Below are 17374 nucleotides of genomic sequence, written 5' to 3' on the forward strand. Positions count from 1 at the left end.
ACGCGCCCCCAGGTGTCGGTCGCCTGGCCGGGGGCGTCAGTCGCGGCGGATCAGGCCCGGCCCGGCGGTGATGTCGATGTCGCCGCTCTTGATGTCGTGCCCGGCTGCGCAACGGAGCACCGCACGGACGGGTTCGCCGCAGTCGTGGTGGGTGGCGAGGATGCCAGGGCCGGCTTCGTCGGCGCTCCAGGTGTCGCCCCAGTTGCGCAGCGCGGTGATGACCGGCAGCAGTTCGTGACCCTTGCGGGTGAGGTGGTACTCGTGGCGGGTGCGCTGTCCCGGCTCCCGGTACGGGATCCGTTCGAGCAGCCCGGCGGCGACCATCTCCTTGAGGCGGGCCGCCATGGCGGGCTCGCCGATTCCGACCCGGCGGACGAAGTCGTCGAAACGGCGCGTGCCGAGCAGTGCCTCGCGCATGATCAGGATCGTCGAACGGCTGCCCACGATGTCCATCGCCCGTGCGACGGAGCAGTTCTCCATCGACCAGGATTCGCGGTTGTCCCGTAGGTCCTCCATGCCGCCCAGTCTACCTGGCTTGCGCCGAAGCTAGCCAGGTGATTCACTGGGGACTGCTGACTTCTGCAAATGCAAGCCAGCGCCGCCCCCACCAGCACTGAGGCCGGAGCGCCGACTGCGCCGACCACCACTGAAATCAGCCGATCGCGGTCAACCCGTGGTCACGGCCGCGGTGACCTCGACCTCCAGCACCGCGCCGTCGAGAAAGAGCCGGCTCACCTCGACTGTGGTGCTGGCGGGCCTGGTCTGCCCGAAGTGGCGGTTGCGGACGTCGGCATAGCCGGCCAGGTCGCCGAGGTCGGTCAGGAACGTCCGGACGTGCAGCACGTCGGCGAAGGTGGCGCCGTGCGCCGCGAGCAGCGCTCCGATCAACTCGAAGATCCGTTCTGACTGCGTTCGCACGTCGCCGGGTGCGACCACCGCGCCGGCGTCGTCCACACCAACCTGACCGGAGAGCATCAGCAACGCGCCCCCTGGCAGGTCGAGGCGGGCGACGTGCGCGAACCGGTCGCCGAACGGCGCGGCGACGGTCGTCGGATTGTCCAGGGTCAGGTTCACTTCTGCTCCTCCGGTGCGGCGCTGTCAGCGAGACGGGCGATGTCGCCCTCCGGATGGGGCGCGGCCGCCAACGCCGACGCGGCGGCGCGCAGCAGGGGCGCTGGCGCGTCGCCGAGCACGTCGAGGGCGAGCCGGGCGTCCTTGGCGGCCAGGGCGGCGGCGAACGCGGCGTCCGTGGCGGTCGCCCGGGCGATCGCGCCGCCGAGCGGCCCGGTGCCAAGTGCATCGATCGCGGTACGTCGGTCGACGCCGACGGCGTCCGCGACGGCGAGGGCGTCCGCGACCGCGGTGACCGCGGTGATCAGCGCGGTGTTGAGCACCAGCTTCAACGCGGCGCCCCGACCGGAGTCGCCGCAGCGGCGGACCGTACCCAGCGTCTCCAGCAGCGGGGCGACCCGGTCGACGATCGTCTTCTCCCCGCCGGCCAACACCACGAGCTGGCCCGTCTCGGCAGCGCCGGCACTGCCGGCGACCGGGGCGTCGACCAGTGGTACTCCCGCCGGCAGCAGCGTGGCCAGTTCGGCCACGGCCCGGGGACCGATGGTGGACATCTCGATCACGGGGGTGCCCGGCCGCAGCGCCAGTGCCGCACCCGAGTCGACCAACGTGTGCCGAACGGCGACCGCGTCGGTGAGCATGGTGATCACCACGTCGGCGTCGCGGACCGCCTCGGCTGGGCTGCCGGCGACTCGCGCTCCGGCGTCGACGAGCGGCACCGTGCGTTCGGACGTGCGATTCCAGACGGTGAGCCGATGCCCGGTGGCCAGCAGTCGACGGCCGATCGCGGTGCCCATCGTGCCCGTACCCAACAGGGCGATCTCGAACATATCGGCAAGGCTAGGGGACGGGAAGCCATGCCACCAACGACTCTTATGCATCGCTGCCATGCTGCGGGAGCATGTCACGATGCAGCTGAACGCGCTCCAGGTCTTTCGTGCCGTCGCCGAGCACGGCTCCATCACGGCCGCGGCCCGCAGCCTGCGCTACACCCAGTCGGCGGTGTCCCGACAGATCGCCGCGCTGGAAGCCGAGACCGGGTCGCCGTTGCTGGACCGGATGCCGCGCGGTGTCGCCCTGACCGAGCAGGGCCGTTGCCTGCTCGGCCACGCCGAGGCGGTGCTCGACCGGCTGGACACCGCCCGGCGGGACCTGGCGGCACTGCGCGACCTGTCCGCCGGGCGGTTGCGGGTCGGCGCGTTCCCCACGGCGGTCGCCGCGCTTGTGCCACGTGCTCTGGCCAGCTTCAAGTCCGACCATCCCGAGGTGGCCCTGTCGCTTGTCGAAGGGCTCACACCGAAGCTGCTGGAGCGCCTGGTCGACGGTGAAGCGGACGTCGCCGTGGTGAGCGCCGCGTCGGACCAGCCGCTCGACCGCGACCAGTTCGACCTGCACCACCTCGTCGACGAGACGCTTCTGGTGGCCGTACCGCGGGCGCATCGGCTCGCCCACCGGCGGACCATCCGCCTGCGCGACCTGGCCGACGAGTCGTTCATCGCCGGCTCGGCGACCGCCGAGGAGACTCTGCTGCGAGCGACCCTGCCGGCGGGTTTTCGCCCGCGGATCGACATTGTCGCGGCCGAGTGGACCGGCAAGCTGGGCTGTGTCGCGGCCGGTCTCGGCGTCGCGCTGGTGCCGGCCCTGGCCGTACGCGCCGCTCCATCCGACCTGACCCTGCTCCGCCTGCACCCCGACGACGCCTCCGTCCGGCGGATCTTCGCCGCGACAGTCGCCGGGCGGAGCCGACCACCGGCGGTGCGGCGGTTCCTCACTCATCTTGACCGGGCGGCGGGGGCGGGCCTGAGCGAGGCGGGCGGGTGACGCGGACCGCCGCACGACGGTCCGCGTCCGGGGTCACCCGCCGATGGTGTCGAGTTCCGCGATCGCGTCGGCCGGCAGCGTCAGGTCGGCCGCGGCGAGGTTCTCCCGCAGGTGTGCCAGCGTCGACGTGCCCGGGATCAGCACGGTGGTGGGGGAGCGCTGCAGCAGCCAGGCCAGGGCGACCTGCTGTGGCGAGGCGCCCACCCGGGCGGCCACGGCGTTGAGGATGTCGGACTGCAACGGCGTGAACCCGCCGAGCGGGAAGAACGCCGCGAACGCGATGTTCTCCGCCGCGCACCGGTCCACCAGGGCGTCGTCCTGCCGGTTGGCGAGGTTGTAGAGGTTCTGCACCGTGACCACCGGGGCGATGGCCTGGGCCTCGGTGAGCTGGTCGAGCGTGACGTTGCTGAGCCCGAGGTGCCGGATCAGCCCCTCCTGCCGCAACTCGGCGAGGGCGCCGAACTGCTCGGACAGGGGATCGTCGCCGGTGCCCTCCGCCACACCGACCCGCAGGTTGACCACGTCGAGGACGTCCAGACCGAGGTGTTGGAGGTTGTCCCGGACCTGGGCCTTCAGCTCGTCCGGCTCCAGCGCCGGGATCCAGGAACGGTCGGCGCCGCGTCGCGCGCCGACCTTGGTGACCAGGTGCAGATCCTCGGGGTACGGGTGCAGCGCCTCGCGGATCAGCTCGTTCACCACCACCGGGCCGTAGAAGTAGGTGTTCCTGGTAGTGACACAGCCAGTCACCGGACAGCCAGATCCGGGCCCTGCGCATCGCGCCGTGATCGGCGGGCTTGACGAGAGTTGTTTGTGAGTGCACACTTACAAACATGCGATCCACCGCTGAGGCCCGCCGGGCCACCGTTCTGAACGCCGCCGTGTCGGCGTTCGCGCGCACCGGCTTCCACGCCACCCCGGTCACCGCCGTGGCGGCCGCCGCCGGCATCTCCGAGGCGTACGTCTTCCGGCTCTTCGCCGGAAAGCTCGGGCTGTTCGTGGCGGCCGCCGGGGCGTGCTTCGAGCGGATCGTCGTGGCGCTGGAGGCCGGGGCGGAGCGTGCCGGAGGCGCCGGACCGGAGGAGGTGTTGGAGGCGATGGGCGACGCCTACGCCGAGCTGATCGCCGACCGTGATCTCCTGCTGTTTCAGGTGCAGGCGCAGGCCGTCACGGACGTCCCCGAGATCGCCGAGGCGGTGCGCGCCGGCTACCGGCAGGTCGCCACCTTCGTGGGGAGTCGGTCCGGCGCCAGCGACGCGCAGGTCCAGCAGTTCTTCGCGTACGGCCAGCTCTGCCACCTGATCGTGACCGCCGGCCTGGAGCAGGTGCCCGAGCCGTGGGCTCGTGCGCTGACCGCAGGCATCCGCCACCCCTGATCCCGACGACCGCACCACCGGGCCGCTTCCTGGCGGCCCACTTTTTCCACCCAACATGTGTGTGAGTGCACACTTACAAACAGGGAGAACGCGATGACAACCGACGAGATGATCACCGAAGTGGTGCTGCCCGGCGTGGTGGAGCCGGACGGGCTCCAGGTCAACCGACGCGCCATGCCCGTTCCCGCGGCGGGCCAGGCGCTCGTCGAGGTCGAGGCCACCGGCATCTCGTACGCCGAGCAGAGCATGCGCCGCGACCTCTACCCCGGCCAGCCGGCCTTCCCGTTCGTGCCCGGCTACGATCTCGTCGGCACCGTCCGGGCGGTGGGACCGGGAGGCGACGGCTCGCTGGTCGGCACCCGGGTCGCAGCGGTCACCAAGACCGGCGCCTGGACCACGCACGCAGTGGTGAGCGTCGACGACCTCACCCCGGTCCCGCCGGGCCTGGACCCGGCCGCGGCCGAGACCGTCGTCGTCAACGGGGTGACCGCCTGGCAGATGCTGCACGGCGCCCGCCTGCGGGCCGGTCAGACGATCCTCGTGCACGGCGCGAACGGCGGCGTCGGGACCGTGCTCGTTCAACTCGGACGCCACCTCGGGCTGCGGGTCATCGGCACCGCCGCCCCGCGACACCACACGGCGCTGCGGGAACTCGGCGTCGAACCGCTGGACTACCGCGACCCCGACCTGGCCGCGCGGGTCCGCGCGCTTTCTCCCGGCGGCGTCGACGCCGTCTTCGACCCGGTCGCCGGCCCAGGCGTACGCACGTCGTACCGGCTGCTCGCCCCCGGCGGCAAGCTGGTCGTCTACGGCAACGCTCCGCCCTGGGCTCCGCACGCTCGATCGTCTGGGTCTTCGTGAAGCTGCTGGCCCGCCTCTACACCTGGAACGCCCTGCCGAACGGTCACCGGGTCGGGTTCTACAACTTCTGGTCCGGCCGCCGCACCCGCGCCGCCGCGTTCCGGCGTCGGCTGCGTACCGACCTCGGCATCGTGCTCGACCTGCTCCGCCAGGGCGTGATCGTGCCGCAGATCGCCGCCCGTTACCCGCTCACCGAGGTCTCCGCCGCGCTGGTCTTCGCCGAGGCCCGCAGCCGGCCGGGCAAGGTCGTGCTGGAGCCCTGACCAGCCAGCGTGCCGGGGCCCGGATGCCGTGCGCGTGCAGCCGCACTGGCCGGGGCGTAGGCTGGGTATGTCGCCCGGGGCCCCCGGTGGCCGCAGGATGTCGCCGCCACCAGCCCGCCAGGGCATTACCGATCGCCGTCACCCGTCGCCGCGGCGTGCTGGCCGTTGTCGCCAGCCACGTCCCCGCCGTTCGGATTTCACCGCACAGCGCCCGGCATCCCACCCGCGCTTTCGCACCGCCGTCCACCCGTAATTCGGGCGGCTCAATCAGGGGAGCACCAGATGAGGATCGCCAGGCACCGGATCGTCAGCGCGCTACGCGATCGGGGTCAGCAGGCCAGGGCCGACTGGGTCGAGCGTGAGCTGCCGGAGCGGGTCGACCCGGCCAAGCACTCCGGGCTGCTCGCCACCCTGAATCTCGACCCCGCCGACCTGGCCGACGCGCCGGCCTCGTAGGGGCTGTGCCGCTCGGGCCGGTCGCCCCGGCCCGAGCGGGTCGAGGTGGTCCGCCGCGGCGGTCGGGTGGAATCAGGCGAAGTCCTCGGAGAGGTGCCCGCGCAGCGTGGCCAACGATCGGGTGATCAGCCGGGAGACGTGCATCTGGGAGACGCCGATCTGCTCGGCGATCTGGGCCTGGGTCAGGTTGCCGTGGAACCGCAGGCTGAGGATCCGGCGTTCGCGTTCGGGCAGCGTGGCGAGCGCCGGGCCGAGGGCGACGCGGAGGTCGACGAGGTCGAACTCGTGGTCCCGCTCCCCGAGGGTGTCGCCGAGTTCCATGCTTCCGTCGATGCCGGTGGGTGTGGACAGTGAGGTCGCCCGGTACGCCCGGGCTCCCTCCAGCCCTTCCAGCACGGTCTCCTCGGAGACGTCGAGGTAGCTCGCGATGTCGGCAACCGTCGGCGAGCGGCCCAGGGTGTGCGTCAGTGTGCTGTTGGCGGCGCTGATCGAGAGCCGGAGTTCCTGAAGGCGGCGCGGCACCCGCACCGACCAGGTGCGATCCCGGAAGTATCGCTTGATCTCGCCGACGATGGTCGGGATGGCGTACCCGCTGAAGTCGACGCCCCGGGTCGCGTCGAAGTGGTCGACGGCCTTGATGAGGCCGACCATCGCGGTCTGCGTCAGGTCCTCGTCGGGGGCGCCGCGACCCGAGTAGCGCCGGGCCAGATGGCGGGCGAGCGGCAACCACGCCTCGATGGCGCGGTCCCGCAGGGCCGGTCGGCGCGGGTCGTCGGCCGCGGTGGTGGCCAGCTCGACGATCAGTTCGTCCGTGCCGGCGGCGTTCCGTCGGCTGACAGCGGTGCCGACCTTGGGTTCGACAGTCGTGAGCATGGGCTGGTCCTCTCCGTGTCTGCCCGTCGACCAGGACGACCGGAGAGAATCCGATGCGCTGTCGACAGGACCACAACCACGGGCCTCGCCGCCGCGTCATGTCGTTCAGGTGCGGTGTGCACGTTACCTGAAAGTGCGAGCAATGACTAGCCGAAAGTATGAGATTGGGCAGCTAGACGCGCTGCAATGGTGCGCCTGGGGGGTGGCCCCGGCGGCCGGTCAACCGGCCGCCGGGGCACCTGTTCAGGACTCGAGCTGTCGGCGTCGGCGCAGAAGGAGCAGCAGGGCTGCGCCGCTGGCGACGGCGATGCTGCCGACCGCGGTCAGGGCGGGCAGCAGGCCGCCGCCGCCCCTACCGCCGGTGACGGGCAACTCGGTGCGGGTGGGGACCAGCGTTGGCTGGCCGGTCGGGGTGCCCGTGGGCTGCCCGGTCGGTGTCCCGGTGGGCTGCCCGGTCGGGGTGCCAGTCGGCGTGCCGGTCGGCGTGCCGGTCGGGGTCCCGGTTGGCGTGCCGGTTGGCGTGCTGGTGGGCGTGCCGGTCGGTGTCCCGGTCGGGGTCGACGTGGGGGTTCCCGTCGGCTGAAGGCAGACGGGTGCGTTGATGGTGTTGGTGTCGAGGGTGACCGCCCCGGTCTGTGCCAGGGCGCGGCCCTGGAGGGTGGCGCCGGTGTTCATGGTGATCGAGGTCTGGGCCAGGATGTTGCCCATGAAGCGGGTGCCGGTGCCGATCGTGGCCGAGCTGCCCACCTGCCAGTAGACGTTGCAGGGCGAGGCGCCGTTGATGAACACCACGCTGCTGTTCGAGGCGGTGATGAGGGTGGAGTCGATCTGCAAGATGAACACCGCCGCCGGGTCGTTCTGACTGTTGAGCGTCAACGTCCCGGTCAGCTGTGCGGCGCCGATCCGGTAGACGCCCGGAGTCAGTGTGGTGCCGCCCAGCTCGGCGGGCAGGTTGGTGAACGGCGTCCGGCCGGCGGCGTCGTTGTACGCGGTGGTCAGATCGTTCTTGGCCTGCAGTGCCACGGCGTCGCCGAGGTGGATCTCCCCGCCGACGATGCCGGGCGGAAAGCCGGGTGCGGTGTTGCCGGGGCTGACGCCGAGGCTCTGCGCCAGGAAGCTCGGCCCGGTGTTGGTGGCCGTCGAGCCCGCCAGCACGGAGAAGTTCGCCGCCGTTCCGAGGTTGACCGGCGCCTCGGCCGCGCTCGCGCCGGTGCCGCTGAAGATGAGGACGGCGACTGCCGCTCCGCCGGCGGCGACGGCCGTCAACGCGGACATGACCGCGCGTCGAGGTCGGCGCAATAGTGTGGTTGTCACGATATGCCCTTTCACGAATGCGTCTCACCGGACGCCGGCCGAGTCGGCGGTTGACAGCCGCACTCCGAACCGCAGATGGGACGTATTGAACTTTTGCACATCTAATGCCTCAAAATTCCCTTAACGCTCAATATGGCCGCAGCTGACCGGCATTCGCCTCTCGGTGGCGCACCGGGCCGGGCGGCTGCAGGGAGTCCCTCGTCTCGTACGGGCTCCGCACGTTGGCAGTTCGCCGCCGGGCTTCTACGGTGGTCAGGACACGGGAGGTGGAGCTTGGTCGACGCCGGCGACGCGGCGCGTTGGTTGCAGCTCAACGCACCCCGGGGCGGGCCGGACGAGTTGGCGCTTCTGGTCACCCGGGCCGCGCCGGCAATCGGTGCCACCGAGATCGTGATCTATTTGGCCGACTACAACCAGTCCTGTCTCGTGCCCCTGCTGGGCGCCGGCCTCGCCCGGGACGAGCTGACGATCGACACGACCCTGGCCGGTCGGGCGTTCACCACCCTCGAGGTGCAGCGTGCCGCCGACAACCCGGATCGGCTCTGGGTGCCGCTGCTGCTCGGCTGCGAGCGGCTGGGTGTGCTGGAGGTCGTGTCGCCGGCCGCCGCCGACACGGCGCTGGACGGGCCGGCCTGGGAGTTGGCGGTCAACGTCGCCCAGGTCCTGGTGAACCGCCGGCTCTACGGCGATGTCGTCGAGCGGATGCGGCGACGCCTGCCGATGCAGGTCGCCGCCGAGATCGTGTGGGGGCTGCTGCCGCCGCTGACCTTCGCGACCGACGACCTGGTGGTCACCGCGATCCTCGAACCGTGCTACGACGTCGGCGGCGACATCTTCGACTACGCGCTGAACGGCGACGTGCTCAGCCTCGGGCTCTTCGACACCTGCGGGCACGGCATCAAGGCGAGCACCCTGGCCTCGCTGGCGGTCAGCGCGTACCGCAACGCCCGCCGGTCCGGCCTCGACCTCGTCGACACGGCCATCAGCATCGACCGGTGGGTGCGCTCCGAGCACCCCAGCTACTTCGCCACCGCGCTGCTCGCCGAACTGGACCGGCGCACCGGTCGGCTCCGGATCATCAACGCGGGGCACCCCGGCGCCATGCTGCTGCGCGACGGCAAGGCCATCCGGGAGCTGCCGGGGCCGACCGCGCTGCCGCTCGGCCTGGGTCACCTGTCGCAGGCACGACCCCAGGTGTACGAGGAGGAGCTGCACCCCGGCGACCGCATCCTCGCCTACACCGATGGCATCACCGACGCGAAGAGCATCGACGGGGAGCGGTTCGGGCTGGACCGGCTCGTCGACTTCGTCAACCGCGCCCTCAACGACGGGCTGCCCAGCCCGGAGACGATGCGCCGCCTGGTGCGCGCCGTCCTCGCGTACCAGGACGAGCAGCTCGACGACGACGCCACGGCCCTGTTCCTGGAGTGGCAGCCCCCGCACCTGCCGTTGGGGCACCTGCGGCACGTCACCGCGCCCCAGCCCTGACCGCCGAGTGGGATTTTGCACTTCCAGTGCACTTGTCTTTAGAATTCGGGGCTGTCTAGCGTCACACCATGGCTGACTCGTGGACCTTCGCCGTGGCCCGTGCCGACCTCCGCCAGACCACGCTCGCCGACTCCGAGGCGCCCGCGCTGCCCGACGGCGCGGCGCTGCTGCGCGTCGACCGCGTCGGCCTCACCGCCAACAACGTGACCTACGCGGTGCTCGGCGACGCGATGCGCTACTGGGAGTTCTTTCCGCCCGGCCCCCAAGGGCTCGGGCCGCAGTGGGGGCTTCCGCCGCTGTGGGGCTTCGCCGACGTGCTCGCCTCGACGGTTGCCGGGGTCGAGGTCGGCCAACGGGTCTACGGTTACCTGCCGCCCGCTGGCCACCTGGTGGTCCGGCCGGACCGGGTGGACGCGTCCGGGTTCCGCGACGCGAGCCCGCACCGGGCCGAGCTGCCCTCGCCGTACAACGCGTACCGGTCGACCACTTCAGACCCGGTCTACCAGGCCGGGCAGGAGGACCTGCTGATCCTCTTCCGGCCGCTGTTCTTCACCTCGTTCATGTTGGCCGACCAGGTCGTCGACAACGACTTCTACGGCGCGCGGTCGATCGTTCTGTCATCGGCGTCGAGCAAGACCGCGTACGCTGCCGCGTCCGAACTGCACGGTCGCGGCCCGCGACTGGTCGGGCTCACCTCGCCCGGCAACGTCGCGTTCACACGGTCACTCGGCTGCTATGACGACGTCGTCGCGTACGACGACATCGACGCCCTCGACGCGGTCGCCACCGTGTACCTCGACCTGTCCGGAGCGCCCGCGACCCGGACCGCGCTGCGCGCTCACCTCGGCGACCGGCTCGTCCGGGACATCGCGGTCGGGCTCACCAACCAGACGCCGAACGCGGACGCCGCCGGGGAGGTCTTCTTCGCGCCGGTGCAGATGCGCAAGCGCAGCCGGGACTGGGGCCGCGACGGGCTCGACAGGCGGTTCACCGACGCCTGGCAGCGGTTCGTCCCGGCGGTGAGCGGGTGGCTCGACGTGCGGGTCGGCAACGGTCCCGAGGCGCTGCGACACGCGTGGCTCGACGTCCTCGCCGGTCGTACGCCGCCTCGGGTCGGCCACGTCGTCCAGCTCTGAGCCGGCCGTTACGGGACGATCGCGTCCACGTAGCCGCCGTCGACCCGGACCGCCGCGCCCGTCGTCGCGGAGGCGAGCGGAGAGGCGAGGTAGACGACCAGGTTGGCGATCTCCTCGGGCTCGATGAGCCGCTGGAGCAGCGACTGCGGCCGGTGCAGCCGCATGAACTCCCGCTGCGCCTCGTCCCACGGCAGGCTGTCGCCGACGAGTTCGGCCACGAAGTCCTCCACGCCCCCGGTGTGGGTCGGCCCGGCCAGCACCGAGTTGACGGTCACGCCGGTGCCGGCGGCGGCCTTCGCGAACCCGCGCGAGACGCCGAGCAGAGCCGTCTTCGACACGCCATAGTGGATCATCTCGGCGGGGATGGCGACCGCCGAGTCACTGGCGATGTACTGCACCCGCCCCCAGTCGCGTTCCATCATCCCGGGCAGGTAGGCGCGGGTCAGCCGGACGCCGGCCAGCACGTTCACCTCGAAGTAGCGACGCCACTCGTCGTCCGAGATCTCCAGCGCCGGAGTGGGGCCGAAGACGCCGAGATTGTTGACCAGGATGTCGACGCTGGGCAGGAGGTCGAGCGCGCGGGCCGTACCGTCGTCGGTCGACACGTCGGCGTCCACCTCGACGACCTCGGCGCCGGGGACCTTGACGCGCAGCGCCGTGGCAGCGCGCTCGACCGAGGCGGCGGTACGGCCGTTCACGGCCACCCGGGCCCCCGCGCGGGCGAGCCCGACCGTGATGGCGGCGCCGATTCCCTGGGTCGAGCCCGTCACCAGCGCGGTCCTGCCGGCGAGATCGATCTGAACCGTCATGGCTGTCCTGTCCGTTCGCACCACACCGAACCCTGGTCGGGGGACGGCTTCCGCAATCTCGACCGTAGCCGTGCCGGCCCGACCCGGCAGGGTGAGTCGGACAGTTCACGGCCCCGCCTCGGCTGGGGCGGAAACCGCTGGTCATCCGCCGGTGGCGTTGGTCCAGCACCCGCCGGTCGTCCCCTGCCGCTAGGCTGTGGGTGCGGGCACCGATGGCCCATCGCCGGGCCCGCCCCTCCGCCTCCCACGGCTTCGAAGCTGCCGATGACTGAGTCGAGCGCTGCCGTGCACATCTTTTGGAGCACCTCGTGCCCGATATGACCTCCGCCCGCAACCCCTTCACCATCGAGGGGGGCAGGGTCGTCGACGACGAGCGCAGTCCGGCCGCGGACGTCAGTGCCGCGTCCATGACCCGCCTGCGTACCCCCTTCGCGGCCGAGGCCGAGTCCGGCGCGCCGGCCGACCGGCCCGGCCGACCGGAGGAGAAAACCGTAATCTGACCCGCCGCCGCTCGTCTCCGATCACGAGGCGGTCAGCGCGCACGCGCGCCGACCGGACCGAGCGCAGGAGGAGTGGGACCCATGTCGTCAGCCGGTCGGGCAGCACCCGATCCCGGGCTGGTCGTCGCGGCTCGACAGGGCGACCGGCGCGCTCTCGACGACGTCGTGGCGGCCTCGCTTCCGCTGGTCTACAACATCGTCGGGCGTGCGCTCCGCGGCCACGCCGACGTCGACGACGTGGTCCAGGAGACGTTGGTACGGGTGATCCGGCACCTGCCCGCGCTCAACGACCCGGCGGCGTACCGGTCCTGGCTCGTGGCGATCACCATCCGTCAGGTGCGCGACTGGGACCAGCGTCGCCGCATCGCCCTCAACCGGGACGCCGGGCTCGACGCGATCCACAACGTGCCCGACCCCGCCTCCGACTTCGCCGGGATGACGATCCTCCGGCTCGGCCTCACCGACCAACGACGTGAGGTCGCCGAAGCGACCCGCTGGCTCGACCCGGACGACCAGGAACTGCTCTCGCTCTGGTGGCTGGAGGAGACCGGCGAGCTGACGCGTGCCGAGATCGCCGAGGCCGCGAGTCTGTCGCCGGGACACGTCGCGGTGCGCATCCACCGGATGAAGGAGCAGATCCAGAGCGCCCGGGGCGTCGTCCGCGCCCTGCGTGCCCGCCCTGGCTGCCCGGACCTGCGCGCGGTGGCGGCCGAGTGGGACGGCACTCCCAGCCCGCTGTGGCGCAAGCGGCTGGCCCGACACATCCGTGACTGCGCGTTCTGCGGGCACCTGGGCACCACGTTCCTGCCGATCGACAGGCTGCTCGCCGGGATGCCGATGCTGCCACTGCCGGCCGGCCTCAGCGCCCACGTCCCGAGCGCGACCGTGCCCCCGGCCGCCGCGCCGGCCGTCGGACCGCATCCCCCGGGCGTCGGCGAGCTTGCGGTGCACGCGCCCCGTGGTGTGGTTCCTTACCTGGCCGCCGGAGTGGTTGCCGCGGTCCTCGCGATCACCACGGTGGTGGTGGTGCTGCCGGACGATCCGGCCGCCGGGCCCTCCTGGGCCGTCCCGCCGCCCGCGGCGCCCACCACCGTCGCCTCCGCGTCCGCCTCCCCGAGCAGCGCGCCGTCACCGAGCGCGCGCCCCACGTCGAAGGCCCCGGTCGCACCGGCGGCGGTCAGCTCCGCGCGCAAGGGCGTCGGGGTGTGGAACTTCGCCGGAGCGAGCCAGGCGTTGGCCAGCTCGAAGGCCGGCTGGTACTACACCTGGGGCACCCAGCACCCGGGGATCAGCACTCCGCGCGGCGCGACGTTCGTACCCATGATCCGCAGCGCGGAGAACGTCACCGCCGCGGAGCTGGCCCGGGCCAGAGCCGCCGGGCCGTACCTGCTCACCTTCAACGAGCCGGACCTGCCCGAACAGGCGAACATGACAGTCGAGCAGGCCCTGGACCTGTGGCCGCAACTGATGGCGACGGGCAGCAGGCTGGGCAGCCCGGCGGTCGCCTGGGGCGGCCCGGACCCGCAGGGTTGGCTGGACCGGTTCATGACCGGCGCCGAGGCCCGAGGTCACCGGGTGGACTTCATCACCCTGCACTGGTACGGCGCCGACTTCACGACCGCGGCGGCGGTGAACCAGCTCCGGCAGTACCTGCAGGCCGTCCACCAGCGGTACCAGAAGCCGATCTGGCTGACCGAGTTCGCTCTGATCCGCTACGACGGCGGGCGTCAACAGTTTCCGAGCCAGGAGCAGCAGGCGGCCTTCCTCACCGCGGCTGCCGGCATGCTCGGCCAACTCTCTTACGTGCAGCGATACGCCTGGTTCGGCCTCCCCGCCACCGACAAGGACCGGTCCGGGTTGTTCAGCGACGGCACCACGCCGACAGTGATCGGCCGCGCGTTCCAGGCCGCGCGTTGAACAGGCTGTCCGGGCGGGCCGGGCGGGCCGGGCGGATCGTCGGCGTCGTCGCGACGCTGGCCGTCGGTCTGACCCGGGATGCGGGCCGCACCGACCGGACCGCCGCGCCTGCGTCAGCCGCTCCCGCGCCGACTCCGCCGGTACTGCTCAACGGCACCGATGACGCCTTCATCCAGCTGCTGCTCCCGATGAACGAGGGTGCGCTCGCGTTGATCGACGCCCTCGACGATCGTCCGTCGGCCGCCGACCCTGCGCTGCGCGCCGTCCTCGGCGACATCCGGGCGGCGCACCGGGCCGAGTCGGTGGAACTGCGCAGGCTGCTGGCCGCCGGCAACATGCCGGAACAGAACATCCATGCGGGGCATCAGATGCCCGGCATGGTCACCGAGGCCGCTCTCGCCGAGCTGCGCGCCGCTCCCGAGGCCGAGGTGCGGTCCCGGGCCGTCGGTCTGATCCGGGCGCACCTCGCGCAGACCGTCGTGCTGTGCCGGGGCGAACAGACCGCCGGAGGCAGCCCGGAGGTGAAGACCCTCGCCGGCCGGATCCAAAAGGCGCGGGCTGCCGAACTGAACGCTCTGGGACGGCAGAGGGCTGAGCAGCAGTGACGGACTAGGCCGGCGGCTCGATCGCCTCGACGAGCACCTGGAGCACGTGCCGGTACGACTGCCCGGTGGCCCGGCTCATGCCCATCTCGCAGGTGCGGTTGCAGGAGGCGTACGCGTCGTGGTCGCGTTGGTTGACCTCGGCGGCCTGCGCGGCGGTGGCGCCGCCGGTGACCTCCGGATGCAGCAGCCCCCGGTCTCCGGCGAACGCGCAGCATCCCCAGCTGTCCGGCACGGTCACGGTGTCGGCGACCGCCCGGGCCACGGTGTGCAGGTCGTCGATGCCGCCGAGGTGCACGGTGGAGCACGTGGGGTGCAGGGCCAGCGAGCCCAGACGCCGGGGTTCGGGCAGCGCCGGCAGGAGGTGTTCGGCGGTGAAGGTGACGCTGTCGACGAAACGCAGAGCGGCGTACCGTGCCCGGTCTTTTTCGGCCAGCGCGGCGGTCAGCTGGGTCAGCCCGTGGGTGCAGGACGACGCGTCGCACACGATGGGCAGGCGGGCCTGGTCGCTGGCCGTCCACAGCGCGGCCAGGGTCCGCTCGGCCATCTCGCGGTGGCCGGCGGGGTAGCCCTTGGACTGCCAGGGCGTCCCGCAGCACAGCCCCGCCGTCTCGGCCGGCACGACCACCGGCACCCGCGCCAGCTCGCACAGGCGCAGGAACGCCGCCGCCGAGCCGCCGGACGGGCCGTCCTCCGGTGCGAAGACGCTGCCGATGCACGCCGCGAAGAACACCGCCCGTGCGTCCGGCGCGCTGCGTGGCTCGGGGCGGGGCCCGCCGGCGCGCGGAATGTCGGCGCTCCACTGTGGTACGAGTTCGGTGGCGCCGAGTGCACGGATCACCCCGGTGGCGGCGCGGGTCAGCGGTGTCGGCACGGCGTGTGCGGCGTTCAGCCCGACCCGGACGCCGGCCACGGCGCCCTTCCAGTGCCGGGCGACACCGCGGGCGGTGCGCTGGGCGAGTGGGCTGTGCCGCTCCGCGCGCAGCCGCTTCATCGCCGCGCCGGTGTCGATGCCGACCGGGCAGGCGGTGACGCAGAGGCTGTCGGCGGCGCAGCTGTCCACCGCGGCGTAGTCGTAGTCGGCGGTCAGCTCCCGGCGGCGTTCCTCGTCCCCGGCGGCCGTGGCGAGGGCGATCTGCCGTTGCAGGACGATGCGCTGTCGGGGCGTGGTGGTGACGTCGGCGGTGGGGCAGACCGGTTCGCAGTAGCCACACTCCACGCAGGCGTCCAGCTCCTCATCGACTGTCGGGACGGCCTTGAGCTGCCGCAGGTGCACCGTCGGGTCGTCGTTGAGCAGTACGCCGGGGTTGAGCAGGCCGCTCGGGTCGCACAACCGCTTCAGCTCGCGCATCACGTCGTACAGCTCGTCGCCGTACTGTCGCCGGACGAAGGGCGCCATGGCGCGACCGGTGCCGTGCTCGGCCTTGAGTGTTCCCCCCTCGGCCAGCACGAGGTCGACCATGTCGTCGGTGAACCGGGCGTAGCGGTCGATCTCGGCCGGTGTGTCGAAGGACTGGGTCAGCATGAAGTGCAGGTTGCCGTCGCGGGCGTGTCCGAAGATCACCGCGTCGGGGTAGCCGTGCCGCTCGAACAGGCGGATCAGCCCGTCGCAGGTGCCGGTCAGGCGCGGCATCGGCACGGCGACATCCTCCAGCAGGGCCGTGGTGCCGGGCGGGCGGGCGCCGGCGACCGCCGTGTAGAGGCCCTTGCGCAGGTGCCAGAGCTTGGCCCGCTCGCGCGGGTCGTGGGTCAGCTCGGTGCCGGTGACGGCGGGCAGCCGGTCGAGCACGGGCTGGGCGTCGGCCAGCGTCGCGGCCAGCCGCTTCGCGGTGTCCTCGGCGAACTCCACCAGCAGCGCGGCGTGCCCGACGACCGTCAGCCCGCGCAGGGCCGGGCTCGCGTCGGGGTCGCGCTGGCTGACCCGCAGCGCGGCGGCGTCGAGCAGTTCGGCGGTACGCGCGCCGGCGGCGAGCAGGGCGGGCAGCGCGTCGGTGGCGGTGCTGAGACCGGGCAGGATCAGCAGGCCGGTGGCGGCATGTCGGTGGATCTCGACGGTCCGGAAGACGGCCTCGGCCACGAAGCCGAGCGTGCCCTCGCTGCCGATCATCAGGTGGGCCAGCATCTCGACCGGGCTGTCGTGGTCGAGCAGCGAGTTCAGTCCGTACCCCATGGTGTTCTTCATGGCGAACAGCCGCTCGATCGTGGCCCGCGACCCCGGCGTCGCGCGCACCCGGTCGCGCAGGCGCAGCAGCCCGGCGTGCAGCTCGGGCTCGGCGGCGCGCAGCCGGTCGTCGGCGTCGCGCGCGGCGGAGTCGACGACGGTGCCGGACGGGAGGACGAAGCGCAGCGACTCCATGGTGCGGTACGCGTTGTCGGTGGTGCCGCAGGTCATCCCGCTGGAGTTGTTGGCCACCATGCCGCCCACCGTGCAGGCGGACTCGCTGGCCGGATCCGGTCCGAGCCGGCGGCCGTAGCGGGTCAGCCGGGCGTTGGCCTGCCGGATCGTCAGGCCCGGCTGGAGCCGGATGCGGCGGCCGTCGTCGAGCACCTCGGCGTGCCGCCAGTCGGTGCGCACGTCGACCAGCACGCCCGCGCCGCCGGCCTGCCCGGCGAGGCTGGTGCCGCCACCGCGCAGGGTCAGCGGCACGCCGGCCTCCCGGGCGCCGACCATCAGCGCGCCCACCTCGGCCGCCGAGGCCGCGCGGACCACGGCCTGCGGCTCGAACAGGTACGGCGAGGCGTCGTGCGCCGCCGCCAGCCTCCGGGGCAGCTCGGCGCTGGCCCGGGTCGGATCGTCGAGGCGCGAGCGCAGCAACTCGGCGACCTCGCGGGCGCGGACGCCGGCGGCGCTCGGCACGGGAACGACGGTGCTCATGGGCGATCCTCCCGG

The 17374-nt window shown here is 72.3% G+C and carries 18 protein-coding genes; 10 read left to right on the plus strand and 8 right to left on the minus strand.

Going from position 1 to position 17374, the window contains the following annotated elements:
- Positions 1–36 precede the first annotated feature (36 nt).
- The 3 genes from ACFYPH_RS27160 to ACFYPH_RS27170 all read right to left on the minus strand — a co-directional run bounded on the left by ACFYPH_RS27160 (position 37) and on the right by ACFYPH_RS27170 (position 2033).
- On the minus strand, positions 37–516 hold the full coding sequence (locus tag ACFYPH_RS27160) for a winged helix-turn-helix transcriptional regulator (protein WP_387185698.1): 480 nt from the start codon (positions 514–516) through the stop codon (positions 37–39).
- A gap of 150 nt (positions 517–666) precedes the next feature.
- Positions 667–1074: a RidA family protein gene (locus ACFYPH_RS27165; RefSeq protein WP_354855585.1), complete on the minus strand. Its 408-nt coding sequence runs from the start codon at positions 1072–1074 to the stop codon at positions 667–669.
- Positions 1071–2033, minus strand: coding sequence for an NAD(P)-dependent oxidoreductase (locus ACFYPH_RS27170; protein ID WP_387185787.1), 963 nt, complete (start codon positions 2031–2033; stop codon positions 1071–1073). Before ACFYPH_RS27170 ends, ACFYPH_RS27165 begins: the two co-directional genes overlap by 4 nt.
- Between ACFYPH_RS27170 and ACFYPH_RS27175 the strand changes: the two genes are divergently transcribed.
- The gene (locus ACFYPH_RS27175) at positions 1981–2892 is read left to right on the plus strand and encodes a LysR family transcriptional regulator (protein WP_387185702.1); all 912 of its coding nucleotides are present in this window, start codon (positions 1981–1983) and stop codon (positions 2890–2892) included. The genes ACFYPH_RS27170 and ACFYPH_RS27175 overlap by 53 nt on opposite strands.
- 33 nt (positions 2893–2925) lie before the next feature.
- Here the strand turns inward: ACFYPH_RS27175 and ACFYPH_RS27180 are convergent, their stop codons facing one another.
- Positions 2926–3639 (minus strand): oxidoreductase, encoded by a 714-nt coding sequence (locus ACFYPH_RS27180; RefSeq protein WP_387185705.1) that lies wholly within the window; start codon positions 3637–3639, stop codon positions 2926–2928.
- Between the two features lie 83 nt (positions 3640–3722).
- On the opposite strand from ACFYPH_RS27180, the gene ACFYPH_RS27185 reads away from it, so the two are divergent.
- The 4 genes from ACFYPH_RS27185 to ACFYPH_RS27200 all read left to right on the plus strand — a co-directional run bounded on the left by ACFYPH_RS27185 (position 3723) and on the right by ACFYPH_RS27200 (position 5845).
- Positions 3723–4265, plus strand: coding sequence for a TetR/AcrR family transcriptional regulator (locus tag ACFYPH_RS27185; protein ID WP_387185708.1), 543 nt, complete (start codon positions 3723–3725; stop codon positions 4263–4265).
- Positions 4266–4358: 93 nt separating this feature from the next.
- Positions 4359–5126: a zinc-binding dehydrogenase gene (locus ACFYPH_RS27190; RefSeq protein ID WP_387185711.1), complete on the plus strand. Its 768-nt coding sequence runs from the start codon at positions 4359–4361 to the stop codon at positions 5124–5126.
- Positions 5123–5389: a zinc-binding dehydrogenase gene (locus tag ACFYPH_RS27195; protein ID WP_387185713.1), complete on the plus strand. Its 267-nt coding sequence runs from the start codon at positions 5123–5125 to the stop codon at positions 5387–5389. The genes ACFYPH_RS27190 and ACFYPH_RS27195 overlap by 4 nt, the downstream gene beginning before the upstream one ends.
- Positions 5390–5671: 282 nt before the next feature.
- Positions 5672–5845, plus strand: coding sequence for a hypothetical protein (locus ACFYPH_RS27200; RefSeq protein ID WP_354855591.1), 174 nt, complete (start codon positions 5672–5674; stop codon positions 5843–5845).
- Positions 5846–5917: 72 nt separating this feature from the next.
- Here ACFYPH_RS27200 and ACFYPH_RS27205 read toward each other — a convergent pair whose 3' ends face one another.
- Both ACFYPH_RS27205 and ACFYPH_RS27210 read right to left on the minus strand, forming a co-directional pair.
- The gene (locus ACFYPH_RS27205; RefSeq protein WP_387185716.1) at positions 5918–6718 is read right to left on the minus strand and encodes an RNA polymerase sigma factor SigF; all 801 of its coding nucleotides are present in this window, start codon (positions 6716–6718) and stop codon (positions 5918–5920) included.
- 243 nt (positions 6719–6961) lie between these two features.
- Entirely contained in the window at positions 6962–7993 is a 1032-nt protein-coding gene (locus tag ACFYPH_RS27210) for an ice-binding family protein (RefSeq protein WP_387185719.1), read from the minus strand.
- Positions 7994–8305: 312 nt separating this feature from the next.
- Between ACFYPH_RS27210 and ACFYPH_RS27215 the strand changes: the two genes are divergently transcribed.
- Together ACFYPH_RS27215 and ACFYPH_RS27220 are read left to right on the plus strand one after the other, a co-directional pair.
- Entirely contained in the window at positions 8306–9520 is a 1215-nt protein-coding gene (locus ACFYPH_RS27215) for a PP2C family protein-serine/threonine phosphatase (RefSeq protein ID WP_354855594.1), read from the plus strand.
- A gap of 68 nt (positions 9521–9588) precedes the next feature.
- A complete protein-coding gene (locus ACFYPH_RS27220; RefSeq protein WP_387185723.1) occupies positions 9589–10656 on the plus strand; it encodes a DUF2855 family protein in 1068 nt (355 codons plus the stop codon).
- Positions 10657–10664: 8 nt separating this feature from the next.
- On the opposite strand, the gene ACFYPH_RS27225 is transcribed toward ACFYPH_RS27220, so the two are convergent.
- Positions 10665–11465, minus strand: coding sequence for an SDR family NAD(P)-dependent oxidoreductase (locus tag ACFYPH_RS27225; RefSeq protein ID WP_387185726.1), 801 nt, complete (start codon positions 11463–11465; stop codon positions 10665–10667).
- A gap of 317 nt (positions 11466–11782) precedes the next feature.
- Between ACFYPH_RS27225 and ACFYPH_RS27230 the strand changes: the two genes are divergently transcribed.
- The 3 genes from ACFYPH_RS27230 (at position 11783) to ACFYPH_RS27240 (ending at position 14487) form a co-directional block, all read left to right on the plus strand.
- Complete coding sequence (locus ACFYPH_RS27230) at positions 11783–11965, plus strand: hypothetical protein (protein WP_354855611.1); 183 nt, start codon at positions 11783–11785, stop codon at positions 11963–11965.
- A gap of 81 nt (positions 11966–12046) precedes the next feature.
- The gene (locus ACFYPH_RS27235) at positions 12047–13882 is read left to right on the plus strand and encodes a sigma-70 family RNA polymerase sigma factor (RefSeq protein ID WP_387185729.1); all 1836 of its coding nucleotides are present in this window, start codon (positions 12047–12049) and stop codon (positions 13880–13882) included.
- On the plus strand, positions 13879–14487 hold the full coding sequence (locus ACFYPH_RS27240) for a DUF305 domain-containing protein (RefSeq protein WP_387185732.1): 609 nt from the start codon (positions 13879–13881) through the stop codon (positions 14485–14487). Before ACFYPH_RS27235 ends, ACFYPH_RS27240 begins: the two co-directional genes overlap by 4 nt.
- 4 nt (positions 14488–14491) lie before the next feature.
- On the opposite strand, the gene ACFYPH_RS27245 is transcribed toward ACFYPH_RS27240, so the two are convergent.
- Positions 14492–17359 carry an FAD-binding and (Fe-S)-binding domain-containing protein gene (locus tag ACFYPH_RS27245; protein WP_387185735.1) on the minus strand — a complete coding sequence of 956 codons (2868 nt, stop codon included), beginning with the start codon at positions 17357–17359 and terminating at the stop codon, positions 14492–14494.
- Between the last annotated feature and the right edge of the window lie 15 nt (positions 17360–17374).

It is taken from the genome of Micromonospora sp. NPDC005252 (assembly GCF_042872475.1).
Classification (GTDB): domain Bacteria; phylum Actinomycetota; class Actinomycetes; order Mycobacteriales; family Micromonosporaceae; genus Micromonospora.